The sequence below is a fragment of the Rhizobium leguminosarum genome (assembly GCF_019798305.1).
Lineage (GTDB): Bacteria > Pseudomonadota > Alphaproteobacteria > Rhizobiales > Rhizobiaceae > Rhizobium > Rhizobium leguminosarum_U.
Genome location: NZ_JAAXDD010000017.1, coordinates 1 through 26002 on the forward strand (window position 1 = coordinate 1; position 26002 = coordinate 26002).

The window sequence follows — 26002 nt, forward strand, 5'->3', positions numbered from 1 at the left end:
CCCGAAGATCATCCGAAAAAGGTTTCGCCATCCAGACCAGCCTCCTGCACCGGCCAGAATGGTGAATCTGATTTGCACCACAAAGGGAATCCCTGTTCCGATTCCGACTAAAACAATCCCGCTCTAGAACCGAAGTAGCTCTCGCCGGATTTAGTCGAAGTCGCCGATCCGGCCCGTCTGGAAGACAGTGATCGCACCTTCTTCACTACGGCGGGCTTTTTTGACGCTTCACAACGAGACGCCAGCCAACCATCGCGGGTGGTGGTGCAAAAGCTACGATGGCCGCCAGAGCGGGTAGTCTGATCTGCGTCGTGGATGCGTCAATCGCCTCCACGACGTTCTGTTGCTCGAGGCTAGACACGCTTAGAAGTGTTTGAGCGGCTCGGGAAGCAGATCTATCGGAAAGTCCTGATAGGAAACCGGGCGCAGGAAGCGATAGATCGCCAAGGTTCCGACTGAGGTCGATCGTCCGTCCGATGTGGCTGGATAGGGTCCGCCATGGACCATCGCCGGGGAGACCTCGACCCCCGTTCCGAAGCCGTTGACGAGAAGTCGGCCGGCCAGAAGCTCCAACTGCGAGATCATCGGCGAGGCGGCCTCGATGTCACCGGCATCCACGTGCAGGGCGATGGTCAACTGACCTTCCAGGGATCCCATGACCCTTCGCAACTCCTCTTCGTCACGGCAGCGGACGATCAGTCCCGACGCGCCGAAGATCTCTTCCTGAAGTTCCGGGTTCGCGAGGAACGCAGCCGCGGTCGTCTCGAAGAGCGCCGCCGCGGCCTGATGGGCCGTTCCGTCTTTTCCCGCGGCCACTTGCGAGACGGAAGACGATGACGACAGCCTTGCGACGCCATTGCGATATGCATCACAGATGCCACCAGTCAGCATTGTTTGAGCCTGCGATTCCGAAAGCGCTGCGGCGGCACTCCCGATGAAGGCATCGAGGCCCGCACCCTCGACGGCGATGATCAGGCCAGGATTAGTGCAGAACTGACCAGCACCGAGGATCAGAGAGGATGCGAACGATTTTCCGATCTCCGCTCCTCTGCTGCGAAGTGCGTCGGGATAGAGGATGACAGGGTTGATGCTGCTCATTTCGGCGTAGACAGGTATCGGCTGCTTCCGCTCCGACGCGATCTTCATCAGCGCGGTGCCGCCGCGGCGCGAGCCCGTGAAGCCGACGGCGCGTATGCGGTGGTCGGCGACCAGGGTCTGACCGACCTCGAATCCCGCGTCGAACAAAAGCCCAAACGTCCCCCGCGGAAGGCCGCATGCTGCGACCGCGTCCGCGACGGCTCTGCCGACCAGCTCGGACGTGCCGGGATGGGCGGAATGCGCCTTGACGATAACCGGGCAGCCGGCGGCGAGGGCGGAGGCGGTGTCACCACCAGCGACAGAGAAGGCGAGGGGAAAGTTCGATGCCCCGAACACCGCGACAGGGCCGAGGGCAACGTTTCGCAGCCGAAGGTCCGGCTTTGCAACCGGCCTGCGCTGCGTATCGGCCGGATCGAAGCGAAGCTCCTGAAACCTGCCGTCGCGAACCTCCTTGGCGAACAGGCGAAGCTGTCCGACGGTCCTGGCGCGCTCTCCCTCGATGCGGCCGCGTGGCAGGCCAGTCTCGTCAATCGCTCGCAGGACGAGATCGTCGCCGAGTGCGAGGATGCCTTCGGCGATTGCTTCCAGGAACCGAGCCCGATCATCGAGCGACGTCTCCTTGTAAATCGGGAACGCGTCCCAAGCCAAACTCGTGGCCTCTTCCACCTGCTCCTTCGTCGCGCCCGCGAAGCTCGGTTCCATCGGGCTGCCGTTGGCGGGATTGATGGCGGAGAATGCCGCGGCCGCGCCGCGCACGTTTGCGCCGCCGATAATCAGGTCGCCGGAGAGTGTCATCGTGGATCCTTTCAAAATGAGAAGCCATGGCCGCCCCCGCCATGCTGAATGGAGGCTTTGCGTAACCGTCGGATGGCTGTCGAACTCACATAGGCATCCACGGCGGGTATGCCAACCCTTCGCTCATCAAAAGTATTACTTTTCAAGCCATGCTAAATTCGGCGCGCGTTGCGACCGCCGGATACTGATGGTCCCAGACCAGTCCAGCTCCGATTCCCTGCCGATCCCCGGTGATGACCACGGTTTTGAGCACGCTCATGCCTGCCTCCGTTTAGGCGACGGCGGTAGCCTTTCGTTCGCATTGCGGCGCGATGCGCTGACCGGTTGTGTGCCGGAGGCAGGCGGACACGGTTTGCGTCGTCCTCCGCTCTGCCGGGACAATCGCGCCGAAAACCGTGCCACGATATTGTCCGAAGGTATCTCCGATATTTTCGGATCGGGTGCCGCCTTGGGCACACCAAGTACAATAGATGTGGAGGACGGCCGGAGGTATCACCCGAGCAGCACCACGAATGATTGGAGTTCGTGTGACCCGCTGGCCGGATCGCCGCATCCTCGATCTGTTCGGGATCGAGCTTCCTGGCCGGAGGCACGCATTCCGGACGTCCACGCTGAGGCGCTGGCCGCCTCGAGAGAAGATCTGACCCGGCACCCTGGTATAATAACGTGTAGCACATCACACGCAGTGGTTGGTGCGCAGGAACTGGTCCTGAGGACAGCTTCACCATCACAGGTTGGTCGAGCATCGGAAGGTGCTGGCCGATTACCGGAGTCTGATCTTTGGGGAGGAGCGGCGCCGATCAATGTTGGCGCCCTCAATGGCTTCAGCCGAGACGGTGTCCGCGAATAATCGGTGTGACATCGGTGCCAAGGAGTTCGATCGAACGGCGCATTGCTTCGGTTTCCAGGGCGGCGGTGCTCATCTGGAAGGTGAGGCGAGAAACTCCACCCAATGTCCTGTTAACATGCTTAATCTTTGCCGCAACTGTCTGCGGGCTGCCAACCAGAAACGCCCCGTCCGGGCCGCACATGAAGTCGAATTGCGCCTGCGTTGGCGGTGGCCAGCCCCGTTCCCGTCCAGCGTCCGTGAACATCTGGAGCCAGCCAGGAAAGAAAGCTTCCCTGGCTGCTTTGTCAGTCTCTCCGACAAAGCCGAGAGCGTGCACGCCGACCCTCTGTTCCTCGCTCGGGTGGCCCGCGGCGAGCCATGCGCGTCGATAGAGTTCGACCAGCGGCACGCCCATGCCAAAGACGTCGAGGCCGACTTGATCGGCCAGCTCGACCTCTGCAAGTACGCTCTCCATGCGATCGACGGCTGACTGCAGTCGTCCCGTAGCGGGGTCGTTCAGCAGCATCGCAAAACTATCGATACCGATTTCCAACGAAGAATCCTTTCGAGGCACTGTTGCCACCCAACCGCGGTGGTCGCTGAGTTTCGGCGCTTCCAGCTTCTGAATGACTCGCCTTGGCGCCGCGATGGAGCGGACAGGACGCCGCCGTTTATCTGGCAGAAAGCGCCTCCCGCTTCATCACACGATGACAGGCGTCCCACTACCCGTCATTTTCTGATGGATACTATCCAAATATCCGATAGGTGAGTTCGTTCGTACCTATTGTCATGCGCCCCGCAGTTGGGCGCGGAATCTAGCCGATCTGCATCAGGATCGGAAAGGTCTGCTGGAACCAGATCGCCACATTGCTGACCCATCCGAACAGGAAGGCTAGGCCGGTCAGCACGAGGAAGAGACCCATCACCTTTTCCACCGTGCCGAGATGGCGGCGGAAGCGCGAGAGGAAGCGCATGAAGGCGCCGGAAAAGCCGGCGGCGATCCAGAAGGGGATGGCAAGGCCGAGCGAATAGATGGCGAGCAGCCCGGCGCCGGAGCCGACCGTCTCGCGCGAGGCGGCAACGCCGAGGATGGCCCCGAGCACGGGACCGATGCAGGGCGTCCAGCCAAAGGCGAAGGCAAGCCCCATGACATAAGCGCCCGTCAGTGTTCCGGGCTTGCCGCCATCCTGGAAGCGCGCTTCGCGGGTCAGCAGTCCGATTCGGAAGAGGCCGAGGAAATTCAGCCCCATGACGATGATGATCAGTCCGCCGATCTTCGACAGGAGGTCGAGATGCTGGCGAAGCGCCATGCCGATGCTGGAAGCACCGGCGCCGAGCGCCACAAAGACGGTGGCAAAGCCCAGCGTGAAGAAGAGGGCAGAGAAGAAGACGCCGCGCCTGACACCGGACGCGACCGCAACCGCACCGCCGCCGCGGAACTGCTCGACTGAGATGCCGGCCATATAGCAGAGATAGGGCGGGACGAGGGGAAGCACGCAGGGCGACAGAAACGAAAGCGCCCCGGCTATCAACGCGCTCCACAGGGAAATATCGGCAATCGACACGCATTCTCTCCGGCTGCAATCTGCGTGATGTTCCTAGCTTTGCAGGCCAGGGATTGCCAATCACCTTTTTGCGCACGCAAGACATCTGTTTTACACGCAAGACATTTGTCTCGGCGCTCGCAAGAAATGTGCCGAACCTTTGCAAAAGGCAAAATTTTCAGTTGACCGACATGGGTCGCCTGCCTATGTTCCGCCCACTTCCAGCCGGGGTGGTCACACCCGCGGAGAGGGAGAGCGTAGCTCAGCTGGTAGAGCAACTGACTTTTAATCAGTAGGTCTCGGGTTCGAACCCCGACGCTCTCACCATTTATACTGTTCAAGATAGCTGCCGCGCTCTTAGATCAGCAGACGCACTAACGCGCCCTCATCCTTCACCCCATGCTGGTACGAGTGGATCACCCGCCGGGCCAGATCTTCGCGCTCGGTGTCTGTTGTGATTTGTCGTACCGAACTGATGTGGTCAAAGACTCTCTGGCAGAGGGCAACTTCTTCGTCGCTCAACACGGTTTGTGCGTCGGCTATCTGGGATCGAATCATGATCGCCCTCATTTCCTTCGGACCGATGGGAGGATGGAACATCTCCTTTTTCAGCGCGTGAAGGGAGACACAAGGTCGTGAGGTCCCATCCCTATGCTCCGGATAGGTTTTTGTTCCCATCTGACAACCAGCGTTCGTTTGGTCCGCTCCACACATATGCGGACGCCGGCTTTCTCCGCGCATTCCAGATCACTTCGTACCCGATCTTCTCAAGCGATAGTAACGCTCCAAGCCTTTCTTCATCTGACAGGCTCCGCAGAGAAACGTTAAGTGCGTCCAGGCCGCCTAAATTGTAGAGGTTAACGAATATATTGAGCGACATTGTCCATCTCCCATTGGAGCAGTATAACACGGAAAGAAGTATTTGCTTCAGTCCAAGCTAAATATTTTCAACGTCTATTATCGTTTCAAAAATTGTTTTCGAGTGTCTTGGTGGGAGTGTGGGTTTAATTTGACGCCGGCAGTGCCTTGCATCTTTGCCACAGGAATTGAGCTTCGTTCTGTACTATACCGCACATTGAAATCTCCGGAAGTTGGCATAAAATCAGTGCGTTGTGGTTACGTGTCACGTCAGCATCTGGGAGGATTGCGATGTTTCAAGGTATGCACGGCTCCAAGTCGGCACTGGGTCCAGAAGACCTCACAATGATTAAAGACGTCTATGACGAATGGTGCGCCGCACGCTGCTGCCCCAAGGATAGCCCAAGTGCGATCAAAGCAGCTCAAGAGTTGATCTCCATGTTCGAACATGGAGTGCGATCAAAAGATGATCTCCGCATTATGGTCGGCACCATAGGTGCCCATTTGCTCAAACACTGAAGTGGAAGAGGCTGAATGGCATCTCAGGGGAAGACCAGTGAAGGATCGATGATCAGCCACACCAGTCGTCCCGCTGCTTCGGAAGGCTCTCGGAAGAGATTGAAGCCGCTGGCGATCAGCTGCTGGCGAGCATGGCCTGGGATGTCCTTTACGTGCGTCGGTGCAGGATAACGCGACGCTTGATCAAGTCGGCCCAGACACAGGAACCAATTTCCACTTGGTAATGCCTGAACAAAAACCCGGTGAAAGCCGGGTTTTTGCTGTCGAAGAAACTAAGGCGCTTCCACCCACCTCGGGTGCTCCTGGTACGGCCAAGCGCTGTCGGATGCCATGAATATCGACCACTTGAAGCCTTGGCGGCGTAGTTCCAGCGTGCTGCCGCCTTCCAGCCTCATGCCGCTAAGGTTATAGGCGTTCAGCCATCATAATGGCCCGAAAGTGCTGCCTCCGCGGATTTGACAACCACGGCTATATTCACGCCCTTCGTCAAGGTTGTCCCGGTCGCGCGAAGATCGGTCACCACTTTCAGGCCGCCTGATTTGGGCTCCGGAAGCGGCACGACGGTGCCGTTGTCCAGATCAGCGATCCAGAGTTCGTCTCGGCCGTCAACACTAATAACAACAACTGTAGCCATGTTATTCCCTCCAACGATTGATGTTTAAAATCCAGCTTTCTTCAGGCCTTCACGATAAAGATCTTTATGCCACTGCTCTTTACTTGGAACTGCCGACAACCACTTGTCCACATCGAAGCCCGGGTTGCCTTCGCGAAACCTCCTGACGAAGACCCGCGCCTTGTCCTGACGGCCCAGCATCGCCCAGCTTGCGGCAGATAGCCGGTCCGCGAGACTCGGATCGGCCATCTGCCCAATGTAATCCAGGGACTCTTCAAAAGCTCCGAGGGCGTAGTTCGCTCCCGCGGCGGTCCAAAAATAGGTATCGGGAGCAAGCGGGTTCAACTCGATTGCCCGCTCGATCTTTCGCAGGGCCATCGCGGGGAGCGAACAATGAACCAAGGTGTCTGCATAGTCGGCAATCACGTCGGCGTAGTGTGGAGCAAGACTCTCGGCCACTTCCATTGCCTCGGCGCTTTCATCAAATGCCCCTTGTAACAGTTTGGCGACCCCGAACTCGCGATACCCATCGGCGAAGTCCGGACGCGTCTCGGTGGCCTGCTTTGCCAAAGTCTCCGCCGATTGCAAAAGATCGGCATCACCCCTGGCCGTCAACAACCATTCCTTCGAGTAGGTCCGCGCCATCGAACTCAGCGCCGGCGCGAAATCGGGGCTGACGCTGAGTGCGGCTTTCATTTCCTTGCGCGCACGCCGCAGATTCGGAAGCGTCAGCCGCGTCAAGTGTCGCCTGCCGACAAGATATCGATGGTATGCGATCGGGTTCAGATCTTCGCGCAACGTCTCATGGCGCTCGATTTCACTGGAAACGGAGAGCGCGATCCGTCGGGCGACAGTTCTCCGATCTTTGACGAGATCCATCTGATCAAGGCTGAATCTTTCCGCCCAAACAATTTGATTTTGGTCGAAAAAGATCAGTTGGGCGAACAGGGTGACGTCATCGTCCGTATTGCTGATCCGGGTATCGAGAATATAATTGACGCGATGCCGTTCAAAGAAGGCCTTCTGCGTCTCCACGTGGTGGCCGATTTGAACCGCCGAATAGGGGGCTATGACCTCCAGGCTGTTGAAGGCGCAAAATCCGATTGTGATATCTTCCACCAAAGATGCGGCTAAAAAACCGGCTTGGGGTCGCGCGGACTGGTTCTTGGGCGGAAGCAGCACCAGGCGGGGAATTGCAATCCGGATATCTTGGGGCTCAAGGGGAAGAGCGGCCTCGAGTTTCGGCTTTGCAGGCGCTGATGTCGGACGGAGGGATTTTGCGTCATCGTCATCGGATCTGGCGCGCGCGGCGATTCCTCGCAAAATCGAATTCCGCCGCTGTTCAAAATGGTTCCGAAGGGACGCAACCTCCTCTTCCGCCTGGAATATCTGTATGAGCATCTGCAGCGTATCGGGATCCTTCGGCTCCGTCCGAAAGAGGATAACTGCAGCCTTCCTCAGGAGTTCGGATTCCTTCTGCGACTGCGGCAGTCGGGACGCCATTCTCAATGTATTTCCGAGAAGCTCGATATGGCAAATTTCTCGCTCGGCGAGCCACCGTTGAAACTGACGGCTATGGCTGTGAACCGGCCCCAGAAAAGGCTGGTTCATGAGCTTCACGAGATGCTTAAGCCGGGAGAACGGTTCAACCTCTTCCTCTGTCCCGGATAGCAGAATGTCGGAAGACAGAGACTCCCGGTCGATGGTGACCATGTTGCCCTGGGATGAAAAGATATTTATCCCGAGTTCAATTTGACGGGCCTTCATTCTCGAAATCAACTTACGCAAAGTCGCAAGCGTATCGTCCCTGTCGGCGTCGCCCCACAGAAAGCTCACCAATGTTGTTCGATCCGCCGAACCTTGGTCGGTCGTGAGCAAATAGGCGAGAAGCAGCAGGCCTTTCTCGGGAAACGCGACCCCATTTCCACCCTCGTCAATGAGCTGCAACCTACCGAAGGTCTTCAGAACAAGCGCCATTTTGCCCTTTATCACACGTCTCTGCGTCTGCATGAAAGTGCCGTGTGCGTATTGCACCAGCAGAAGTCGCAAATTGTATCCTCGCGGCGGCACTTTGTCCCAATGTGCTATGAAATTCAACAGTACGTGGGAAACGTTATGCTATGTTTTCTAGGTTAACGGCAGAAATGAATTTCGCAATCGACTTATCCAAATTATCTTTAGAAGAGAATTCCATATAAGATGATGATTATAGATGCCGACACTGCCACCGCTATGGCCGGAAAACGTGAATCTGAGGGCTCCTGCGCTGAGCCCCTGGATTGCCTAATTCTGGCGGGCCAAAGCGCATAGCCTGAGCCGAGGGACTTTCTTGCCTGCTAGGTCCAATTTGCTCAAACACCGAAATGCAACAGGCTAAGAGGCGTCGCAGGGCGGCGGCAAGTGAAGGATCGATAATCAGTCAGTCAGTCGTCCCGCTGCTTCGGGAGGCTCTCGGAATAGATTGAGGCCGATGGCGATCAACTGTTGGCAAGCATGGCCTTGGATGTTGTTTAGGTGCGTAGATGCAGGATAACGCCACGGCTAATGAAATCAGCTAAGACGCAGGAACCAACTTCGGCTGCGATCCGTTTTCTCTTCATCAACAGACAGGAGAAATCGATCATGGATTGGAATCGTGTCGAAGGAAACTGGAAGCAGGCGAAGGGCAAGATCAAGGAGCAGTGGGGCAAACTCACTGACGATGATCTCGACCAGATCGCCGGCAAGCGCGAGCAACTGGAAGGCAAGATCCAGGAGCGGTATGGCCTCCAAAAGGATCGTGTCAGACGCGACATCGATGACTGGACCAGTCGCCAGACTTGGTAGTGCCTGAACAAAAACCCGGTGAAAGCCGGGTTTTTGCTGCCGAAGGAGCTAAGGCGCCCAAGGACTGTCGGGGCTCATGAATATCCACCAAAAACCAAGAGAAGTGCGCCGATCGCGATTATGGCCAGCGCTGGCCAGTTTTGCGATACGCCGAGGAATCTGAGGCCCTGGCGTCGTGGTTCCAGCGTGGTGCCGCCTTGCGGCATTTGATGCGGATTACTCGGTTTTCGACCAAGCGCCGACGTAAAGAGAAAAAGAAGTCCGCCGATGATGAGCGCGGCTCCGATCAGGATTGCCCACATGATGGCCTCCGCTAGCGATGAGGGATATCGGTTAAACCAGATCCGGACCTGATCGTTCCGTGAGTGGCCATTCACGTGAACAACCGCCACCTCGGAACCAACAGCGCCCGGATTGAATTTGACCGTTGAGTAATCTTGGAGATCCCCAATGGACGAGACACCGAAGACGGCAATCCGCAGCATGATGTTGTACGTAGCCGCGCTCCTCCTTTTGGGTGTGCTGGCGGGGGCCGTGTACACAATGTATGGCCATCCCGCCGATCCGTCTGAGCGACCAGCGGCCGATACGATTCCGCAAAAAGCTCCGGCTCCGCAGTGAGATACGTCGTTCCGCAATTGATTGATCCCCTTCGAGAGGAATGACCCCGGGTGGGCGCCTGCCAGATCCGGCGCCCACCCGGTCAGGTCGTATTGAAAAGCCTGGGCTCCCCAGCAAGAAACCCGCAAGTGGCAGCGAACAGGGCTTTGGAGAGCAAGCTGGACATCCTGTCGCAAGTCCTTCCAACCAGTATGGAGCTTACATTTATAGGGAGAACAACCTGCGACAGAGAGGATCGGCATCTGCGCAGGACCGATCGGGTCGGAAAGAAGCATGGGGACAGCTCTGTCTTGGACCTGAGAGATCGCATTGGAACAGCTGGAACAGGGAGTTTGCGGATGAGGGAACATGCAGTCGTGGTATCAGGGGCAGGGCCGACGGGCTTGATGCTGGCAGGCGAGCTGGCCTTGGCAGGCGTCGACGTCGCGATTGTCGAGCGCCGACCCAACCAGGAGCTTGCCGGTACGCGTGCCGGCGGTCTGAGTGCGCGCACGCTCGAGGTTCTCGATCAGCGTGGCATCGTCGACCGGTTCCTCGCGGAAGGGCAGATAGCCCAGGTCACGGGTTTCGCGGTCACGCGTCTGGACATCAGCGATTTTCCGACCCGGCACAATTACGGGCTGGCGCTGCGTCAGAAGCATATCGAGCGCATTCTTGCTGGCTGGGTCGGGGAGCTGGCGGTGCCGATCTATCGCGGTCTCGAGGTAACCGGTTTCGCCCAGGACGACAGCGGCGTCACTATCGAATTCTCCGATGGCGCGTTGCTCAGGGCGCGCTATCTCGTCGGCTGCGATGGCGGCCGCAGTGTGGTTCGCAAGGCTGCCGGCATTGCGTTTGAAGGATGGGATCCGACGACCAGCAACATTCTGGCCGAAGTGGAGATGGAAGAGGAACCGCCATTGGGCATCCACCGAACCGCCCTTGGTATCTATGCCTTCGGCAGGGAAGAGTATGAAATCCATGACGGCAAGATCGTCTTTGCGAAGGAAGGTCCGATCGGCGTGATGGTGCCGGAGAAGAATGTCGGCGCCACGACCGAGCCGACGGTCGGGGATCTCAGGGACGCGCTCATCGCCGCCTTCGGAACAGATTACGGACTCCATCGCGTCAACTGGATTTCCAGGTTCACCGACATGTCGAGGCAAGCAACGGCCTACCGCAAGGGCAGGGTACTCCTGGCCGGCGATGCCGCCCATGTGCATTCTCCGGTCGGCGGGCAAGGCCTGAATACCGGTGTGCAGGATGCCGTCAATCTCGGCTGGAAGCTGGCCCAGGTGGTGAAGGGTAAGTCGCCTGAAGCCTTGCTCGACAGCTATCACGCCGAGCGGCATCCGGTTGCGGCCCGCGTGTTGCGCTCGACGATGGCGCAGGTCGCATTGCAGCGGACCGACGATCGCACCGAAGCCTTGCGAGACATCATAACGGAGCTGCTTGGCATGGAGGAGCCGCGCAAACGGATCGCGGCCGAGATGTCCGGACTTGGTATCCATTATGACCTCGGCGAGGGGCATCCGCTGCTCGGCCGCCGCATGCCTGACCTTGACCTCACCACACCTGATGGTCCTGTGCGTCTCTTTACGCTGCTCCAAGATGCGCGGCCCGTGTTCTTGAACCTCGACGCGCCCGGCAGCTTCGACATCGCGCCGTGGTCCGGCCGCATCACGCTGGTCGACACCGGATATGACGGCGCATGGGAGCTGCCTGCGCTGGGTGTGGTCTCCGCGCCCACCGCAGTGTTGATCCGGCCCGATGGATATGTGGCGTGGGTGGGTAACGGGACGCAGGATGGCCTGCGAGAGGCTGTGAATAGCTGGTTCGGACCACCCGGCTAAAGGCCGAGAAGCTCCGACCTAAGCGGCAAGCGAGATCGAACCGCAATCCGATATCGTCTCCGGATCCGGCATTGGTTTGCCGCGGCGTTCCCACGTCCGGCGGCTGATGCCGAAAGCCTCCCAGGGGCGCGCTGCACTCAAAGAATGGGCGAGATAGTCGGCTCTGGAAGGCGCGCCGGCGGCACGGCGTTGCTCCTCTTTTCGCGCTCGGTCCCGCTGCCGCCGCTTTTCCTTTTGAAGTTTTGCTCTTTTCCGCTTCGGCACGTCGAACGCACCGATGGTGCGGATATCGAGGGCGCTCCGTTCCGCGTAGCTTAAGTGCAGAGCGCGACCGAGAGCGTCGGCGGACAACGGGGAAAAGCGCACCTTTGTCCGATCGTAGATGACTTCCTCTATGTCGGCTTTCCCAGCCCATGGCAGCCATCGCGCCGCCCAGCCGAGCACCACGTCGACGAATTCTTCCTTGAATTCGACAAGCGCGAGGCCGGCGATCACCTCGACGTAAATAAATGCGTCATCGGCCTCGGGCACGATGTCTCCGTGACGGTGCCGGATCAATTTTTCGATCTCGCACATCCGGCCGCGGAAATGGTTCCAACGGCTGGCCCGCATGCGGCGCTGGACGGCCTTGTAACCCAGCAGACAGTCGCCGATCTTGATGACCGCAACATCCCGCGCCAAGCCGTCCGGCTGGTCCGCTTTGGCAGCCCGCTTCTTCGATTGCGTCGCTTCATCTGCGCTAACAAGGCGATCCATCGATTTTCCTTCACGATCTGCCTTGGGAGGCCGAAACTAATTATAAAGGAAGGCCGAGGGGGTGATCATCTACTTTTGGCGCTGCTTAAACGTCATTCTGTGGATTTTGGAAATGGCGGTTCGTCGCGGGTGGCGCTGGCCGTGTCGATCAATTTGCCAAGGGTGTCGGGTGTGTCGCGGCGACCGGCATTGCTTTGCCGACAGCCTGTTCCACGCTTATGATGCGGGGCGTCCGCGGGCTGCTCATCGGACTATACGGAACGGAGAAAGAGATGCGTAATTGGCTGGGCCTGCTTGCGGTAGGTGCTCTTGTCTTGCAACCGCTCACCGTCTCACAGGCGCAAGCAGCGAATGCGCTGGAACGGGCCATCGCAGACGCACAACCTTGCAGGTCGCTCAAGGCGAAGGTATCGAGTTTTGGGATTACCGTGCAGGTCGGCGTCGACAAGCTCGATTCCGTGAAGATCGAAAACCTCCAGGTATCGGTAAATGGCGACGCCGCGCAGGCCAGTGCCCGAGGCACGTTGGCCTGCAAGACATCGGACGAAGCTCTCGTCAAAGGCGGGTTCTCGGCGACCGCGGAAGTCCATCTGCAGGTCGACCTTGCGACATGCAAGACCACCGAAAGTTCGATCGAGATCGTGCAGACTGGGGGTCGCTTCGGCGATGTTGTCAAAGGACTGCAGGCCGAGATTTCCGACGCGCTGCGCCGAAGTCTCGAGAAGAACATCGCGAAGATCTGCGAGAGGTAATCGACGACTTTGACGCCGCTCAAGCCTTCCGCGGTTTGAGGCGCTCCCACTCCCTGTCGATCATCGGCGCGGAGGAGTTCGTCGTCCATCCGATCGCCGGGCAGGGAAGGCGCGGTTCAGTCGCCACATTCCATCAGCACGTCTGCATTTAGCGGAATCCGAAGAAACTCAAAATCGCGAGCACGATAACGACAGCGCCGACGAGCCAGATCAAATTGTTCATGGGGAACCGTTCTCCTGTTTAGGATTGAGCCAACTATCACATAACGGTGAAGCTGGTCAGGAGTTCCCGACCAGCCCCATTGCTGTCGCGTGCCGCCCCTGGTGCAAAACCAATTTCCGGCTCTAAAACCTTTCAATAGCTGCACGAGCGAGCATTGCCGGGTCTGAACCCATCCGCGCAAGCCGGGTTTACCGATGTATTCCGCTGATATTGATAATCCTGATGATCCTGCCTTGCAGGCGACGTACAGGAGGACGTGATCGCGGATACGCCGATCAGCACTCCCGCTACCAATGTAAAAAATCGGTTCATCTGAACGTCTCCTCGCAAGGTTGTCATGGTGGCAATCTACCATGCCAACACGAGCTTATGCGAAACTTCTGGCCGACGCTGAGCTGAGCCGAAACATTCGTATGATTGATCAACCAATCTCAATTCGTGATGTGTCGAACCTCAGCCGATGATCAAATTCGCTTCAGTCTACTCTGGTCGGGCTATTCTGCCGTTATGGAAGTAGTTGCATGACCGTTAATAGTCAGGAGAGTTTGATTTTGACTTGAATAAATCGCAGTTCTTCAGTAGAATTACGCCATAAAAAAGTAATATAAATGGGAGGATACTATGTCGTCAACTCGGTTTGATCCGATTCTGCTTCATCGCCAACATTTCATTGATGAGGTCACGTGCCTCGATGAAATCTTCGATGTTCTGGAGGAGTGGCCGGAGGACAAACGGGGTTTGGCATATGAAACGCTGTTGAAGGCGTGCAGAGATACGGCCAACGGTCGTTTCCCGCTGAGCGCTGCGCGCGAGAATTTCCGGCGCTTTCTGAAGATGTCGGGCGTGCTTGCCAAGGTCGAGGGTGGTCCCAGGTTCGACGGACTGATGAATCATCAAATTGGTAGTGCTTGATCAGATACGGCTGTTGGGGGGGGCCGCCTGCATGGTAGGCGAGGGCGGGCCGTGACATCAGTTGCGGCGCGTTCTGGTTTCGATATCTGCTGATCGGATGACCGCCTATTTCTTGGCCACAAAGCGCCGCGGCGAGCCCTGCCAAGAGGCAGCCGGCTATTCGCGTGTCGGATCCAGCAGATCTTAGTTTACGCCGGCATTGGCCCAGTCGCATCGGAAGACCAGCATAGGCTTCGAAAATCCCTTGAACCGTCGGCGCGCTGCGTGAGCGAAGAGATCGGCGGCGCCGTATTCCCGAAAAATATTCTCCGAGACGAGGATCTGGTCGCTGCCGGCTGCCGCACAGAGACGCGCGGCAAGTTGCACGGTCGAGCCGAAGAGGTCGTTGCTGTCCTCGACCGGTTCGCCGCAGTCCAGTCCGATGCGGATATGGATCGGCTCGGTGTTGCCGCCGTTGTAACGCCAGAATTCCCGTTGGATCGCCATGGCGCATTCGACGGCTGCGGTTGTCGCGGCGAAGGCCGCCATGATGCCGTCGCCGGTGTGTTTCACTTCGCGGCCCGAATTCTGGCTGAGGCATCGGCGCACGATGGCATCATGGGCTCTGACCATTTCGGTCGCAATCCGGTCGCCGAGGCGCGATGTCATCGCTGTCGATCCGACGATGTCGGTAAAGAGGATTGCCCTGTGGCCGGGATCGACGTTGCTGGAAGACTGGCCAGGCGTCGGCTCAGGATCATGAATTCGGCCGAGAAAAGCCTCGACGGCTGACAAGGCGACCTCGACGACCTCGCCGGCGACAAAGCCATGGGCCTCGCGATGCACACATTGCGCGGTTTCCGCGTCCGGCGCATCCACCAGGCAAAAGGCGGTCCCACGCCGCTGATCGAACCAGTAGGTCAGGAACTTGACGCCGTACTTGTCCTGGATATCGAGATCCATGCGATGCGCCCGGGCAACGTCGGCGGCTGTCGTTCCTTCAAGAAAGTGCCGATCCATGAAAATAGGCATCGCGCGCTCCTCCCAGATCCGCCGCGTGCAGGATAGATGACATTGTACGACCCGGATGAAACTCCGTCCACCTCTGGGACAATCCATGAATGATTATAGAGGTTTTTGCTTCCAGCTACGCATATGAGTTGCTGTAATCCTTGTAGAGTATAAAAGGAAAGACTGAGTTTTAATCAGCAGGCCCGGGAGGGGAAGCCCGATATTTACCATAATCGGTCGCTTAATGACTGATCGCAGGCCCCCAGTTCAAGCTCCACGTTCGCAAACGCGCCGGCTGTAGGGCATCTGGAGGGGACGAAGAGGAACGTCTACACTGCGAGCATCGCTGACCAAGATCAAATCCCGTGAAGCCACGCTTCGGCTGGTGACGCGGCCTACCAACGGCACGCAACTTGCATCGTACCCATGAGCTCCACTGAAATTGGGAAAAGCTGTAGCAAAGTGAGACAGACGGCACATTTTCGACCGGTTGGCTTGGCCTCAATGGGGCTCGGCCATTATGCCGTTATTAACTCTGTGTGGGACGCCGCGCGCACACTCCTGCGCGACTGGCCGGTAGACGACGGTGAAGAGTACTTCGAGGCCGTCAAGTCGTGTCTGGATGCGATTATCGGCGATCTCCCACCGGAACATGTACGGGCGGCCTTCATCAGGGCGGCACAGGAGGCGGGCATTGCAGTCATAGAAGCGGCCGACTGAGTATCTGGCTCGCCTCGACCCCAGCCTCCGGCTGGCCACACCCATCCTCAAAGCCATATCGTCCCAACGCTTGACTTTTCCTGCCGAAGTTCTAACGTAGAACAAAACAGGAACATTGGAGATGATCATGACGCATACGGAACAGGTGATCGCCAACGCCCTCGCGCTCGTCGAAGCGTCCCGCGCAGCCCGCGAGCGCGATCAACAGCGGCGTGCCGCCTGGCAGAGAAAGGTCGAACTCAGCCGGCCGCTGCCGCCCTTGCCGCGCCCGGTTCAATTGCCGTTGGCGCTGAACTGATGCAGCCGGCAAAAACCTTGAAACCCCATCGGGCACGCCCCGAACAAGCCAGGCCTGATCAAGCTGGGCTCGATCAAGCCTGGCCCGATCAAGCCTGGCCCGATCAAGCCTGGGAAGTCGAAGCGGTGCTTGCCTGGCATGACGACAATGCCAAGGCGGCGATACGCTCGCTGCTCGATGACTGCAAACATCTCCGCCAGCAATTGGCGCTGGCGGAAAGGGTGATGAGCCGCGGCATGGCCCGCGGATGGGCGCCGCGATACGAGCGGGATGCCCTCTGAAATATCCGATGCCGCTTGGTCTATGATGCGGCATCCTCCAACGCTCCTCATCCTGAGGCGCGTAGCCTATTGGGCGGAGCCTCGAAGGACCTGCCGCAACGCTGCTCTCTGCCATCTCACACCTTGCGCCGAACACCCGCCTCGTCCTTCGAGGCTTCGGCCTATGGCCTACGCGCCTCAGGATGAGGCTCTCTTGGGTCTTGTGCGGCGGCTAGCAAACGAAAGCGCGCTACTCGGCGTGGCGATTGCCTACGGCACTCACACCTGTTTTCAGGCGCGCGAGGGACACCGTGGCGCTTTTAGTTGCCACTTACGCAGCAAGGCCGACTTTTGCGAGATACGCTTCCAGCGCTGAGACTTCGCCGGACGCAATGATAGCGCCGACATAGCCGTCCGGACGCACGAGCACCCAATCTCCCGATGCCAGACCGTAGGCATCATGGAAATGCCCGCCTTCGTCGATGAGATCTCCGCGCTCGCCGATCCTGTGGATATGCAGGCCCGGGCGCGGCGGCACGGCGGCTTGCTCGGCCTCGTAGCCGAGCAGCGTCCAGTGCGGCCCCCTGAACAGTTCGAACAGGCGCGTCGGCTGGCCGGCGACACCTTTGAGCGGCGCGTCGGGCGCACGAGCGCCCGCAAGCAGACCGGCGCTCCGCTCCGGCTTTTCCAGCGCGAAGGAGGAATTGGGATAGCCGATATCGAGTTGATGCACATCGCGGCCGCGCCGCATATCGCCTCGCTTCATGGCGTCGAGAAGATTGGTCGCCAGACCGAGCACGGCGGCGGCGACCGGGCGGCGCTCCTCCTCATAGCTGTCGAGCAGCGCATCGGGGGCGCCGGCAGTAACCGCAGCCAGTTTCCATCCGAGATTATAGGCGTCCTGCACGCTGGTATTCAGACCCTGTCCGCCGGTCGGCGGATGCGTATGGGCGGCATCGCCGACCAGGAACACGCGGCCGAGCCGGTAGCGATCGGCAAGCCGGGCGTTCATGTGGAAGGCTGACGCCCAGGAGACCGATTGGACCTCGATGTCGTCGCGGCCGGTGCGCTCCTTCACCAGAGCGGTCAAGCCTGCCGCGGAAAGGTCAACCTCGCCTTCGAGCGGGATGGGTCCCTGGATCTGGAACAGATCCGTCCCCGCGAGCGGGCAAATGGCGATCTGCCGCTGCATGTCGCCATCGCCGAAGCGATGCCAAGCGTCGCGATCCAATCCCGTCAGAATGACATCGGCGACCATGGCGCGCACGCCGAGCGTCTTGCCGGGAAAGCCGATATCCAGCGCATGGCGCACGAAGCTGCGGCCGCCATCGGCGCCGACGAGCCAGCGCACGCGGATGGTCTCTTCACCGGATGTGCCCTTAAGCCGCGCAGTCACGCCCGCCTCATCCTGTTCAAAGCCGATGAGTTCGCTGGCGAATTCGGGGCGATGCCCAAGCTCGAGCAGGCGCTCTCGCATTACCCCTTCGGTCAGGAACTGCGGCACCATCAGCGGAAGATGATAGGGCTCGGCCGGCGTCGGCTCCCCACCCATCACGGCGTCGGATTCGCTAACGCTGCCGTCATCGCGATATTCCCGCTGCCTAGGATAGGCGCCGCCTTGGGCGACGATCCTGTCGAGAATGCCGAGATCTTCGAACACCTCCTGGCTTCGCGGCTGAATACCCTTGCCGCGCGAACCGTGGAATGGGTCGTTCAATTTTTCGATCAGGCGGAAGGACACGCCCCGCCGCGCCAGCTCGATCGCGAGCGTCAGGCCGGCAGCCCCGGCGCCTGATATCAGCACGTCGACTGTGGAATTCTCTGTCATTGATGTCTCCATACGTGTATTATGCACATAATAGGAGAATCGGCATGGCGTCAACAAAGAATGTGCAAACTACACATATCAGCGAAAAACTGCGCGAACTGCATGGGGCTTTGATCGAGATCGTCAGCGTCATGAACCGCCCGCAGCGCGACGAGCAGATGGTCCGCGAGGCGGGGATTTCGCTCGATCGTGCGCTGTTTCCGCTGTTGGTCACGATCGAACGGCTCGGCCCCATCGGGGTGGTCGAACTCGCCGACCGCGCCGGGCGCGACTACACTACCGTCAGCCGCCAGGTCGCCAAGCTCGAAAGTCTCGATCTGGTGGAGCGCCGCGGCAATGCCGCCGACCGCCGCGTGCGCGAGGCGGTCATCAGCCCGAAGGGCAAGGCAATGACCGATCGCATCGATGTCGCCCGCGAGCGGATGGGCCGCGCCATCTTCGAGAGCTGGGACGAACACGACTTCAATGAACTCGTGCGGCTGATGCGGAAGTTTGCGGAGGATATCAGTGGCGATATCGGCAATGGCGCGGGAGAAACGCAGGGCGAGGGCGGACCGCAGCCGGATTAGCATCGGAATCCTTACCCTATGTGGCCTTTGAATTCACCGGAGCCATTGCGCCGGCGTCTCCGCGATGCTCTTGTAGCGTCCTGCAATCGCAACGTTTTCCGGTGATTCCCAATGTTCGATATTCTGTGGCGCGGCCTAGTGATCGGCGCCGGCGCAACCATCCTCATGGACCTCTGGGCGATCCTGCTCACCCAGTTCGGCCAGTCGGCGCCCAACTGGGCACCTGTGGGACGCTGGTTCTGGCACCTCGGCCGCGGCAAGGTCTTTCACGAGAGCATTGCCGACGCCGAGCCCTATGCCCATGAGCTGGCGCTCGGCTGGATCAGCCACTACGCCGTCGGCATCCTCTATGGGGTGATCTTCGCCATCATCATGGGCTCGGCCTGGCTGGCGGCCCCGACATTTCTTCCCGCCTGGATCTTCGGCATCGTCACCGTCGGGGCAGGGTGGTTCCTGCTGCAGCCCGGCCTCGGCATAGGCTGGGCCGCCGCCAAACATCCGACCCCGAACAAGGTCCGCTGCTTCAATCTGCTGGCTCATACGGTGTTTGCGCTGGGGCTTTATGGGACGGCGTTGATCATTGGCTGAGACCAGCCAAACCCCTCCCCAACCCCTCCCCACAAGGGGGAGGGGCTTAAACTGCCGCACCCGCTTTCCAGATCTGCGACGTTTCAAGAAGAACGAGGTGGGCGCTCCGGGTTAGTCCCTCCCCCTTGTGGGGAGGGGTTGGAGAGGGGCCTTTCTTGGATACCCACGAACCGAACAGCCTCGGCTACCGCGCAGCCCAGTTGGCGCCGCGGCGGAAGATGGTCTTCATCTGGCGAACGTCGAATTCCTTGGCCTGATGGCCGAGCGAGGAATAGAAGACCCGGCCCTTGCCGTATTTCCGCTTCCAGACGACGGGCATGACAACGCCGTCGATCCAGTAGGCGTGTTCGCCGGTGAATTTCGTCGTCGCCAGGACCTCGTTCGACGGATCGACATGCATGTAATATTGCTCTGAGGTGTAGGGGAAATCGGCAATACCCTCCATCAACGGATCGTCGGGACGGGTGATATTGACGGTATAGTCGATGATGTTGCCGGGGTGAGCGACCCACTGGCCGCCGATGATGAACTGGTAGTCGACGGATTCGCGGAAGGCATCGCCCGCGCCGCCGTGATAGCCGGCGATACCGACGCCGCTTTCGATCGCGGTCGCGAGGTTCTTGACCTCCTCCTTCTCGATCTTCGACATCGTCATGATCGGCACGACGAGGCTGAGATCATGAACGGAAGGGTCTGCAAGCGCCTCGGTGCCGTGTTCGAGATAGACCTTGAAGCCGTCCTCCTCGAGCATGGTCTTGATGATTTCGGCGCACTCCTGCGGCTCATGCCCGCTCCAGCCGCCCCAGACGATCAGTGCTTCACGCATAGTCTTTCCTCCTGAAACTTATTTCGCCAACCGTCCGTCGACGACGGAATCGGACAGCGGGGCAGGGCGCTCCGTCGCCGTGGTGATCGTGACCGTTCGGCCGGTCGCGGCGGCGGTGTGGAATGCTTCCATGACTTCGAGCACATGCAGCGCCAGGTCGCCATTAGCGCGGTGCGGCCGGTTGGAGCGGATCGCATGCGCCATGTCGGCGACGCCGAGCGAGCGGTAGTTGCCGTCGGCATAGGGCGCGGTGACCGGTTGCTCCTCGAACGGACCGCCCTTCTTCAGATATTCCACCGGGCCGGCGAACTTGTTGGGATCGGGAACAATAAGCGTGCCTTCGGTTCCGTAGACCTCCAGCGGCACATGCTTGTGGCCGGCGACATCGAAGCTCATGGCGATCTGGACGACCGCGCCGTTGGCAAAGGCCATCATGCCGGTGACATGGGTCGGCACATCCACGGGAATACGCTCGCCATTGCGCGGTTCGCTGGTGATCAGCCGTTCCGCGCGCGGTGTCGTCGCAAAGCCCGCAACTTGTGAAACCGATCCGAGAAGATTGACGAGATCGGTGATGTAATAGGGGCCCATATCCAGCATCGGCCCGCCGCCGACTTCATAAAAGAAGGCCGGGTTCGGATGCCAGCGCTCATGACCTGGGCACATGAAGGTCGCCGAGCCGCCGACCGGCTGGCCGATGACGCCTTGATCGATCAGGGCGCGCGCCGTCTGATGGCCGCCGCCGAGGAAGGTGTCGGGGGCAGCACCAATGCGCAGATTCCTCGCCTTGGCGGCCTCCGCCAATTTTTTCCCTTCCGCGAAATTAATCCCGAGCGGCTTTTCCGAATAGGTATGCTTGCCGGCATCGAGCGCCTGCAACGCCACGGCGACATGGGCCTTCGGGATCGTCAGATTGACGATGATCTCGACCTTGGGGTCGGCGAAAAGCGCCTCGATCGTCTTTGCCGGAACATCGAATTCCGCAGCCTTTGCTTCCGCAAGCTCCCGGTTGAGGTCGGCGACGCCGCGGATGTCGAGAATGGGAAAGGATGCCATCGCAGTGAGATAGGCGCCCGAAATATTGCCGCATCCGATGATGCCGATACCGACCTTGTCCATGAATTCCTCCATTGGTCTTGCCATTGATTTTGATTGTGCCGCCCGTCAGAGCGCCGGCCCTGTCGTGCTCCAGGGCGATTCGTAGAGTTCGTAGAGCGCCACCGCAGCGGCACCCTGCGCCCAGAAATCATCGGTCGAATCGTCGAAGACGAGTTCGCTCACCCCGCGCAGCGACGGCGGAATGGCGAGCGCATAAGCATCGCGCAGGCTGTTGAGAAAGGGTTCGCCGAGCGCCAGGCTCGACCCCACAAGAATGACCCGCGGCGGCGCAAACAGCGTGACGATATTGGCAATGGTCAAACCGACCGCTTCGCCGGCGCGGATGGCGGCACTGATCAGCCGGTCGTCATCGGCCTTGATCAGCGCCTGGGCATGGTTCATGCCGCGGCCGAGACGGATCGCCTCGGCAAACCGCCCGTCAGCCTGTTGTTCTCCGAGGATCGCGCTTTCGCCGGCCTGGCTGAAAAGCCGGACGACGCCATTTGGTCCCATGCCGAGCACCAGGTCGCCGAGATTGTGGCTGAGGCCGCCGGCACCGCGAAACAGGCTGTTGCCGTGCAGGACCCCGAGACCCAGTGTCTGCTCCAGAGAAATCAGCACCATATCTTCGAGATCGCGCGCCTTTCCAAACCAGTGATGGCCAAGCGTAATGGCGTGGGCGTCGCTTTCGACAATGGTCGGCGTTGCCAGCCGCGTCGACATTTCGGCGGCGAAATTGACATTGGTGTCGCGAAAGATCGGACTGCTTCTGATATAGCCGGTACGGTGCTCGATGACGCCGGGAAAGCCGAGGCAGACGCTGTCGACATCCTCCAGTGAAAGCCCGGCATCGACGACGCAGCGCCGGACACCATCCTCGACGAGATCGGCGATGACGCCGATCGGCTGCCGGTCGATGCGGATCGGCAAGGCAAGCTTCGACAGCACGTCACCGCGGAAATTGGTGACGACGAAAACCATCCTGTTGGCGGCGATCTTGGCGCCGACCACGCGGGCCGCATCGGGATTGAGCTCCAGCATCACCCGCGGCCGTCCGCGCACAGCCTCATTGCGGATATCGCCCTCGTGACGCGGCAGGATCAGCCCGTCGTCGAGCAGCGAGGCGGTGATCGCCGAAACGGTCGTGGTGGAGAGTTCGGTACGCTCGCTGATCTCTATCCGCGAGATCGGACCATGGCGCCTGATGGTATCGAGCACGTTCAAGCGATTGATCGCGCGCATTAATTCGGGATCTGCGGTCTTCATGGGAACTAGCCAGGCGAGCGTTTCGTTGGGGCGGAACCCAAATAGTTTTAACGGGTTACGAAATAAATAGCCGGGAATTCTGTGGTCCTGTCAAGCGCATTTGATAAAAAATAGAGGCATTGGGTTGACAATATGCCAAAGCTCCGTTGAATTAATCCGCATAGGGGAAAAATTGTGAGGATAGCCCCCCGGGAGGAAAATCATGACTTTTAGGTTCAAGAGCGCCGCTTCTAGCGGCAGGCGTATCGCATCCATGGCCGCGGCCGCCGGCATGTTGCTGGCCGGAGCAGGTGCCGCTTCGGCGACGACGGTCGTCAAGTGGCTGCATCTCGAGCTCGACCCGAAATATGTCGCGGCCTGGGAAGACATCGTCAAGAAATACGAAGCCCAGCATCCCGACGTCGATATCCAGATGCAGTTTCTCGAAAACGAGGCCTTCAAGGCCAAGCTTCCGACATTGCTGCAGTCGGACGACGTGCCGGATTTCTTTTTCAGCTGGGGCGGTGGCGTCTTGAAGCAGCAGTCCGAGACCGGCGCGCTCCAGGATGTGACGCCGGCGCTGGATGCCGATGGCGGCAAGTTGCGCGGCGCCTATAGCCCGGCTTCGGTCAGCGGCCTGACATTCGAAGGCAAGACCTGGGCTGTTCCCTATAAGGTCGGTCTGGTCAGCTTTTTCTACAACAAGGAGCTGTTTGCCAAGGCCGGCGTGAAGGCCGAAGACATCAAGAACTGGGCTGATTTTCTGGGCACCGTGAAGAAGATCAAGGCGGCCGGCATCGTGCCGATCGCTGGCGGCGGCGGTGAAAAATGGCCGATCCACTTCTACTGGAGCTATCTCGTCATGCGCGAAGGCGGCCAGAAGGTCTTCGAAGCGGCAAAGACCGGCCAGGGCGAAGGTTTCCTCGATCCCGCAATCATCAAGGCTGGTGACGACCTCGGCGAACTTGGAAAGATCGAACCGTTCCAGCCCGGCTATCTCGGCTCGACCTGGCCGCAGGCGCTCGGCGTTTTCGGTGACGGCAAGGCCGCAATCATCCTCGGCTTTGAAAATACCGAGGCCAACCAGCGCAAGAATGCCGGTGACGGCAAGGGTCTCGCACCCGAAAATATCGGCCGTTTCGCCTTCCCGGCGGTTGATGGCGGCGCCGGCAAACCGACCGATACGCTCGGCGGCCTGAACGGCTGGGCCGTTACCAAGAAGGCATCCAAGGAAGCGCTCGATTTCCTCGCCTTCCTCACCAATGCGGACAATGAGCGGGCGATGGCCAAATCAGGCATGCTTCTGCCCGTTGCCGTCGGCGCCGGCGACGGCGTCACCAACCCGCTGCTTGCCGAATCGGCAAAACAGCTGGCCGGTTCGACCTGGCATCAGAACTATTTCGACCAGGATCTGGGTGCCGCGGTCGGCCGTGTCGTCAACGACGTGTCGGTGGAAATCGTCTCCGGGCAGATGAATTCCAAGGACGGCGCCCAGATGATCCAGGACGCTTTCGAACTGGAACAATAACCAGCGCCTGCAGACCCTTCCTGGCGCTTCCGCTAAAATCCGGAGCGCCAGCATTGCTGCCGACGAGATGCGAAAGCAGGACCCATGGCCAATATTTCAGTCCCATCGATAACCACGGCCGCCAGGCCGGCAAAAAGAGCCGCAAACAGCAAGAGCTCGGTCGCCCATGACCGGCTGGCGGTGCTGTTGATCTTCCTGCCGCCGGCGCTGCTGCTTTTCACGCTCTTCGTCATCATGCCGATGGGCGAGGCGGCCTGGTACAGCCTCTACAAGTGGAACGGCTACGGCACGCCGACCGAGTTCATCGCGCTGCGCAATTTCCAGGTTCTGTTTCGAAATGCGGCCTTCACGCAGGCGCTGATCAATAACGGCCTGATCATCGTCATCTCGATCTGCATCCAGGTGCCGCTTGCCATCTGGCTGGCGACCATGCTGGCGCACCGCATTCCGGGTGTCGTCGGCTACCGCCTCATCTTTTTCCTGCCCTATGTGCTGGCCGACGTTGCCGCGGGCCTTATCTGGCGCTTCGTCTATGATGGCGACTATGGCCTGTTTGCCGCCGTTTCCAACTTCTTCGGCTTCGCCAACCCTTACGTGCTCGCCGACAAGGACGTGGCGATCTATGCCGTGCTTGGGGTCATCGTCTGGAAATATTTCGGCTTCCACATGATGCTGTTCATCGCCGGCCTGCAATCCGTCGACAAGAGCGTGCTGGAGGCAGCCGAAATCGACGGCGCCACCGGTTGGCAGAAGTTCCGTTACGTCACGCTGCCGCTGCTCGGCTCGACCTTGCGTCTTTCCATCTTCTTTGCCGTCGTCGGCTCGCTGCAGCTCTTCGACATGATCATGCCGCTGACCGGCGGCGGGCCGTCCAACTCCACCCAGACGATGGTCACCTTCCTCTACACCTACGGTGTCATGCGCATGCAGGTCGGTCTTGGCAGTGCCGTCGGCGTGGTGCTCTTCATCATCTGCGTGACGCTCGCCTTCGGTTACAAAAGGATATTCATGCGCCATGACTGATATGAGTTCTTCCATCCGCATGAGCACGTCAACACGCGTCTATCTCTACGTGTCGCTGAGCCTGATTGCCGCAATCGTGCTCGTGCCGCTGCTGACCACCGCACTCGGTGGCTTCAAGACGCTGGGCGACCTGCGCACCAATCCCTTCGGCCTGCCGACGGAGTGGCAATGGGCGAACTATACCGATATTCTTTTCGGTGAACGCTACTGGCTGCAGATCGGCAATTCGCTGGTGATCGCGTCGCTCACCGTCCTCCTGACGCTGATCGTCTCGTCCATGGCGGCTTTCGCCTTTGCCCATGTCCGGTTTTTCGGATCGTCGTTCCTGCTCAATTATTTCCTGCTCGGCCTGATGTTTCCGGCGGCAACTGCGATCCTGCCGCTCTTCATCCGCATCCGCGATCTCGGCCTGCTCGATACCTATTGGGGTGTGGTACTGCCGCAGGTGGCTTTCGGTCTCGGCATGAGCATCCTGCTGTTTCGAAACTATTTCCGCAACCTTCCGGAAGAATTGTTTCAGGCGGCTTTCGTCGATGGCTGCGGCTATCTCCGCTTCTTCTGGCATATCTCGCTGCCGCTTTCCCGGCCGATCGTCGCCACCGTCAGTATCATTTCCTTCGTCGGCAGCTGGAACAGCTACATCCTGCCGCTGATCATGCTGAATTCGGAATCGAAATATCCCTGGCCGCTCGGCATCATGGTCTATCGCGGCGAGTACGGCACGGAATGGCAGCTGGTGCTGGCCTTCATCACGCTGACCATCCTTCCCACCATCATCGTCTTTTTCGTCGCCCAAAGACACATCATCGCCGGTCTGACCGCCGGCGCCGTGAAGTCCTGAGCCGAACCGT

The 26002-nt window shown here is 59.5% G+C and carries 28 protein-coding genes and 1 tRNA gene; 15 read left to right on the forward strand and 14 right to left on the reverse strand.

What is annotated here, in order from left to right; genetic code table 11:
* Positions 1-363 precede the first annotated feature (363 nt).
* From HFO99_RS26820 to HFO99_RS26830, 3 genes are all read right to left on the reverse strand, one after another.
* Positions 364-1893 carry an aldehyde dehydrogenase (NADP(+)) gene (locus HFO99_RS26820; RefSeq protein WP_222364674.1) on the reverse strand — a complete coding sequence of 510 codons (1530 nt, stop codon included), beginning with the start codon at positions 1891-1893 and terminating at the stop codon, positions 364-366.
* 824 nt (positions 1894-2717) lie between these two features.
* Positions 2718-3275 carry an LLM class flavin-dependent oxidoreductase gene (locus tag HFO99_RS26825; RefSeq protein ID WP_222364675.1) on the reverse strand — a complete coding sequence of 186 codons (558 nt, stop codon included), beginning with the start codon at positions 3273-3275 and terminating at the stop codon, positions 2718-2720.
* Positions 3276-3537: 262 nt separating this feature from the next.
* Positions 3538-4287, reverse strand: a complete 750-nt coding sequence (locus tag HFO99_RS26830; RefSeq protein ID WP_222252951.1) for a cytochrome c biogenesis CcdA family protein — start codon at positions 4285-4287, stop codon at positions 3538-3540.
* A 230-nt stretch (positions 4288-4517) separates the two neighbouring features.
* Between HFO99_RS26830 and HFO99_RS26835 the strand changes: the two genes are divergently transcribed.
* A tRNA-Lys gene (locus tag HFO99_RS26835) sits at positions 4518-4593 on the forward strand.
* A 30-nt stretch (positions 4594-4623) separates the two neighbouring features.
* Here the strand turns inward: HFO99_RS26835 and HFO99_RS26840 are convergent.
* The gene (locus HFO99_RS26840) at positions 4624-4824 is read right to left on the reverse strand and encodes a hypothetical protein (RefSeq protein ID WP_222253015.1); all 201 of its coding nucleotides are present in this window, start codon (positions 4822-4824) and stop codon (positions 4624-4626) included.
* A gap of 91 nt (positions 4825-4915) precedes the next feature.
* The gene (locus tag HFO99_RS33835; protein WP_315857377.1) at positions 4916-5146 is read right to left on the reverse strand and encodes a hypothetical protein; all 231 of its coding nucleotides are present in this window, start codon (positions 5144-5146) and stop codon (positions 4916-4918) included.
* Between the two features lie 269 nt (positions 5147-5415).
* On the opposite strand from HFO99_RS33835, the gene HFO99_RS26845 reads away from it, so the two are divergent.
* Complete coding sequence (locus HFO99_RS26845; protein ID WP_222252950.1) at positions 5416-5643, forward strand: hypothetical protein; 228 nt, start codon at positions 5416-5418, stop codon at positions 5641-5643.
* A 415-nt stretch (positions 5644-6058) separates the two neighbouring features.
* Here HFO99_RS26845 and HFO99_RS26850 read toward each other — a convergent pair whose 3' ends face one another.
* Both HFO99_RS26850 and HFO99_RS26855 read right to left on the reverse strand, forming a co-directional pair.
* The gene (locus HFO99_RS26850) at positions 6059-6277 is read right to left on the reverse strand and encodes a hypothetical protein (protein WP_017960338.1); all 219 of its coding nucleotides are present in this window, start codon (positions 6275-6277) and stop codon (positions 6059-6061) included.
* 24 nt (positions 6278-6301) lie between these two features.
* Positions 6302-8233 carry a hypothetical protein gene (locus tag HFO99_RS26855; RefSeq protein WP_222364833.1) on the reverse strand — a complete coding sequence of 644 codons (1932 nt, stop codon included), beginning with the start codon at positions 8231-8233 and terminating at the stop codon, positions 6302-6304.
* A 645-nt stretch (positions 8234-8878) separates the two neighbouring features.
* On the opposite strand from HFO99_RS26855, the gene HFO99_RS26860 reads away from it, so the two are divergent.
* Positions 8879-9082 carry a CsbD family protein gene (locus HFO99_RS26860; RefSeq protein WP_026154138.1) on the forward strand — a complete coding sequence of 68 codons (204 nt, stop codon included), beginning with the start codon at positions 8879-8881 and terminating at the stop codon, positions 9080-9082.
* Between the two features lie 74 nt (positions 9083-9156).
* Here the strand turns inward: HFO99_RS26860 and HFO99_RS26865 are convergent, their stop codons facing one another.
* Positions 9157-9384, reverse strand: a complete 228-nt coding sequence (locus HFO99_RS26865) for a hypothetical protein (protein ID WP_222252949.1) — start codon at positions 9382-9384, stop codon at positions 9157-9159.
* 148 nt (positions 9385-9532) lie between these two features.
* Here HFO99_RS26865 and HFO99_RS26870 point away from each other — a divergent pair, with 148 nt between their 5' ends.
* Together HFO99_RS26870 and HFO99_RS26875 are read left to right on the forward strand one after the other, a co-directional pair.
* Complete coding sequence (locus HFO99_RS26870) at positions 9533-9703, forward strand: hypothetical protein (RefSeq protein ID WP_222252948.1); 171 nt, start codon at positions 9533-9535, stop codon at positions 9701-9703.
* 338 nt (positions 9704-10041) lie between these two features.
* Positions 10042-11535 carry an FAD-dependent monooxygenase gene (locus HFO99_RS26875; protein WP_222335300.1) on the forward strand — a complete coding sequence of 498 codons (1494 nt, stop codon included), beginning with the start codon at positions 10042-10044 and terminating at the stop codon, positions 11533-11535.
* A gap of 18 nt (positions 11536-11553) precedes the next feature.
* Here the strand turns inward: HFO99_RS26875 and HFO99_RS26880 are convergent, their stop codons facing one another.
* Positions 11554-12291 carry a hypothetical protein gene (locus HFO99_RS26880; RefSeq protein WP_222364677.1) on the reverse strand — a complete coding sequence of 246 codons (738 nt, stop codon included), beginning with the start codon at positions 12289-12291 and terminating at the stop codon, positions 11554-11556.
* A 272-nt stretch (positions 12292-12563) separates the two neighbouring features.
* On the opposite strand from HFO99_RS26880, the gene HFO99_RS26885 reads away from it, so the two are divergent.
* Together HFO99_RS26885 and HFO99_RS26890 are read left to right on the forward strand one after the other, a co-directional pair.
* Positions 12564-13043 (forward strand): hypothetical protein, encoded by a 480-nt coding sequence (locus tag HFO99_RS26885; protein WP_222335432.1) that lies wholly within the window; start codon positions 12564-12566, stop codon positions 13041-13043.
* Between the two features lie 844 nt (positions 13044-13887).
* The gene (locus HFO99_RS26890) at positions 13888-14178 is read left to right on the forward strand and encodes a DUF982 domain-containing protein (protein ID WP_222335298.1); all 291 of its coding nucleotides are present in this window, start codon (positions 13888-13890) and stop codon (positions 14176-14178) included.
* A gap of 183 nt (positions 14179-14361) precedes the next feature.
* On the opposite strand, the gene HFO99_RS26895 is transcribed toward HFO99_RS26890, so the two are convergent.
* Complete coding sequence (locus HFO99_RS26895; RefSeq protein WP_222364679.1) at positions 14362-15189, reverse strand: nickel-binding protein; 828 nt, start codon at positions 15187-15189, stop codon at positions 14362-14364.
* A 441-nt stretch (positions 15190-15630) separates the two neighbouring features.
* On the opposite strand from HFO99_RS26895, the gene HFO99_RS26900 reads away from it, so the two are divergent.
* The 3 genes from HFO99_RS26900 (at position 15631) to HFO99_RS26910 (ending at position 16467) form a co-directional block, all read left to right on the forward strand.
* Positions 15631-15888 carry a DUF982 domain-containing protein gene (locus HFO99_RS26900; protein ID WP_011651896.1) on the forward strand — a complete coding sequence of 86 codons (258 nt, stop codon included), beginning with the start codon at positions 15631-15633 and terminating at the stop codon, positions 15886-15888.
* A gap of 127 nt (positions 15889-16015) precedes the next feature.
* On the forward strand, positions 16016-16186 hold the full coding sequence (locus HFO99_RS26905) for a hypothetical protein (protein ID WP_162039352.1): 171 nt from the start codon (positions 16016-16018) through the stop codon (positions 16184-16186).
* The gene (locus tag HFO99_RS26910; RefSeq protein WP_222364681.1) at positions 16186-16467 is read left to right on the forward strand and encodes a hypothetical protein; all 282 of its coding nucleotides are present in this window, start codon (positions 16186-16188) and stop codon (positions 16465-16467) included. Before HFO99_RS26905 ends, HFO99_RS26910 begins: the two co-directional genes overlap by 1 nt.
* A 310-nt stretch (positions 16468-16777) precedes the next feature.
* Here HFO99_RS26910 and HFO99_RS26915 read toward each other — a convergent pair whose 3' ends face one another.
* Entirely contained in the window at positions 16778-18274 is a 1497-nt protein-coding gene (locus tag HFO99_RS26915; protein ID WP_222335293.1) for an FAD-dependent oxidoreductase, read from the reverse strand.
* 44 nt (positions 18275-18318) lie between these two features.
* Here HFO99_RS26915 and HFO99_RS26920 point away from each other — a divergent pair, with 44 nt between their 5' ends.
* The gene (locus HFO99_RS26920; RefSeq protein WP_222364683.1) at positions 18319-18843 is read left to right on the forward strand and encodes a MarR family winged helix-turn-helix transcriptional regulator; all 525 of its coding nucleotides are present in this window, start codon (positions 18319-18321) and stop codon (positions 18841-18843) included.
* 111 nt (positions 18844-18954) lie between these two features.
* On the forward strand, positions 18955-19431 hold the full coding sequence (locus HFO99_RS26925) for a DUF2938 domain-containing protein (RefSeq protein ID WP_222364685.1): 477 nt from the start codon (positions 18955-18957) through the stop codon (positions 19429-19431).
* Positions 19432-19615: 184 nt separating this feature from the next.
* Here HFO99_RS26925 and HFO99_RS26930 read toward each other — a convergent pair whose 3' ends face one another.
* From HFO99_RS26930 to HFO99_RS26940, 3 genes are read right to left on the reverse strand one after another with little or no spacing between them, the layout of a single operon-like run.
* On the reverse strand, positions 19616-20257 hold the full coding sequence (locus tag HFO99_RS26930; protein WP_222364687.1) for a ThuA domain-containing protein: 642 nt from the start codon (positions 20255-20257) through the stop codon (positions 19616-19618).
* A gap of 18 nt (positions 20258-20275) precedes the next feature.
* Positions 20276-21376, reverse strand: coding sequence for a Gfo/Idh/MocA family protein (locus HFO99_RS26935; RefSeq protein WP_222364693.1), 1101 nt, complete (start codon positions 21374-21376; stop codon positions 20276-20278).
* Positions 21377-21421: 45 nt separating this feature from the next.
* A complete protein-coding gene (locus HFO99_RS26940; protein ID WP_017994023.1) occupies positions 21422-22621 on the reverse strand; it encodes an ROK family transcriptional regulator in 1200 nt (399 codons plus the stop codon).
* A gap of 202 nt (positions 22622-22823) precedes the next feature.
* On the opposite strand from HFO99_RS26940, the gene HFO99_RS26945 reads away from it, so the two are divergent.
* The 3 genes from HFO99_RS26945 to HFO99_RS26955 all read left to right on the forward strand — a co-directional run bounded on the left by HFO99_RS26945 (position 22824) and on the right by HFO99_RS26955 (position 25992).
* The gene (locus HFO99_RS26945; RefSeq protein WP_222364695.1) at positions 22824-24128 is read left to right on the forward strand and encodes an ABC transporter substrate-binding protein; all 1305 of its coding nucleotides are present in this window, start codon (positions 22824-22826) and stop codon (positions 24126-24128) included.
* A gap of 84 nt (positions 24129-24212) precedes the next feature.
* Positions 24213-25151 carry a carbohydrate ABC transporter permease gene (locus HFO99_RS26950; RefSeq protein WP_018069623.1) on the forward strand — a complete coding sequence of 313 codons (939 nt, stop codon included), beginning with the start codon at positions 24213-24215 and terminating at the stop codon, positions 25149-25151.
* A complete protein-coding gene (locus HFO99_RS26955; RefSeq protein ID WP_003539503.1) occupies positions 25144-25992 on the forward strand; it encodes a carbohydrate ABC transporter permease in 849 nt (282 codons plus the stop codon). Before HFO99_RS26950 ends, HFO99_RS26955 begins: the two co-directional genes overlap by 8 nt.
* The last annotated feature ends 10 nt before the right edge of the window (positions 25993-26002 follow it).

Bases quoted from the DNA above. Each gene is read 5' to 3' on its own strand.
- HFO99_RS26905 (WP_162039352.1), top strand. From the start codon at position 16,016: ATGACGCATACGGAACAGGTGATCGCCAACGCCCTCGCGCTCGTCGAA.
- HFO99_RS26875 (WP_222335300.1), top strand. From the start codon at position 10,042: ATGAGGGAACATGCAGTCGTGGTATCAGGGGCAGGGCCGACGGGCTTG.
- HFO99_RS26950 (WP_018069623.1), top strand. From the start codon at position 24,213: ATGGCCAATATTTCAGTCCCATCGATAACCACGGCCGCCAGGCCGGCA.
- HFO99_RS26880 (WP_222364677.1), bottom strand. From the start codon at position 12,291: ATGGATCGCCTTGTTAGCGCAGATGAAGCGACGCAATCGAAGAAGCGG.
- HFO99_RS26885 (WP_222335432.1), top strand. From the start codon at position 12,564: ATGCGTAATTGGCTGGGCCTGCTTGCGGTAGGTGCTCTTGTCTTGCAA.
- HFO99_RS26930 (WP_222364687.1), bottom strand. From the start codon at position 20,257: ATGCGTGAAGCACTGATCGTCTGGGGCGGCTGGAGCGGGCATGAGCCG.
- HFO99_RS26895 (WP_222364679.1), bottom strand. From the start codon at position 15,189: ATGCCTATTTTCATGGATCGGCACTTTCTTGAAGGAACGACAGCCGCC.
- HFO99_RS26910 (WP_222364681.1), top strand. From the start codon at position 16,186: ATGCAGCCGGCAAAAACCTTGAAACCCCATCGGGCACGCCCCGAACAA.
- HFO99_RS26945 (WP_222364695.1), top strand. From the start codon at position 22,824: ATGACTTTTAGGTTCAAGAGCGCCGCTTCTAGCGGCAGGCGTATCGCA.
- HFO99_RS26865 (WP_222252949.1), bottom strand. From the start codon at position 9,384: ATGTGGGCAATCCTGATCGGAGCCGCGCTCATCATCGGCGGACTTCTT.
- HFO99_RS26940 (WP_017994023.1), bottom strand. From the start codon at position 22,621: ATGAAGACCGCAGATCCCGAATTAATGCGCGCGATCAATCGCTTGAAC.
- HFO99_RS26935 (WP_222364693.1), bottom strand. From the start codon at position 21,376: ATGGACAAGGTCGGTATCGGCATCATCGGATGCGGCAATATTTCGGGC.
- HFO99_RS26890 (WP_222335298.1), top strand. From the start codon at position 13,888: ATGTCGTCAACTCGGTTTGATCCGATTCTGCTTCATCGCCAACATTTC.
- HFO99_RS26955 (WP_003539503.1), top strand. From the start codon at position 25,144: ATGACTGATATGAGTTCTTCCATCCGCATGAGCACGTCAACACGCGTC.
- HFO99_RS26920 (WP_222364683.1), top strand. From the start codon at position 18,319: ATGGCGTCAACAAAGAATGTGCAAACTACACATATCAGCGAAAAACTG.
- HFO99_RS26915 (WP_222335293.1), bottom strand. From the start codon at position 18,274: ATGACAGAGAATTCCACAGTCGACGTGCTGATATCAGGCGCCGGGGCT.
- HFO99_RS33835 (WP_315857377.1), bottom strand. From the start codon at position 5,146: ATGTCGCTCAATATATTCGTTAACCTCTACAATTTAGGCGGCCTGGAC.
- HFO99_RS26860 (WP_026154138.1), top strand. From the start codon at position 8,879: ATGGATTGGAATCGTGTCGAAGGAAACTGGAAGCAGGCGAAGGGCAAG.
- HFO99_RS26820 (WP_222364674.1), bottom strand. From the start codon at position 1,893: ATGACACTCTCCGGCGACCTGATTATCGGCGGCGCAAACGTGCGCGGC.
- HFO99_RS26850 (WP_017960338.1), bottom strand. From the start codon at position 6,277: ATGGCTACAGTTGTTGTTATTAGTGTTGACGGCCGAGACGAACTCTGG.
- HFO99_RS26845 (WP_222252950.1), top strand. From the start codon at position 5,416: ATGTTTCAAGGTATGCACGGCTCCAAGTCGGCACTGGGTCCAGAAGAC.
- HFO99_RS26855 (WP_222364833.1), bottom strand. From the start codon at position 8,233: ATGGCGCTTGTTCTGAAGACCTTCGGTAGGTTGCAGCTCATTGACGAG.
- HFO99_RS26840 (WP_222253015.1), bottom strand. From the start codon at position 4,824: ATGATTCGATCCCAGATAGCCGACGCACAAACCGTGTTGAGCGACGAA.
- HFO99_RS26870 (WP_222252948.1), top strand. From the start codon at position 9,533: ATGGACGAGACACCGAAGACGGCAATCCGCAGCATGATGTTGTACGTA.
- HFO99_RS26925 (WP_222364685.1), top strand. From the start codon at position 18,955: ATGTTCGATATTCTGTGGCGCGGCCTAGTGATCGGCGCCGGCGCAACC.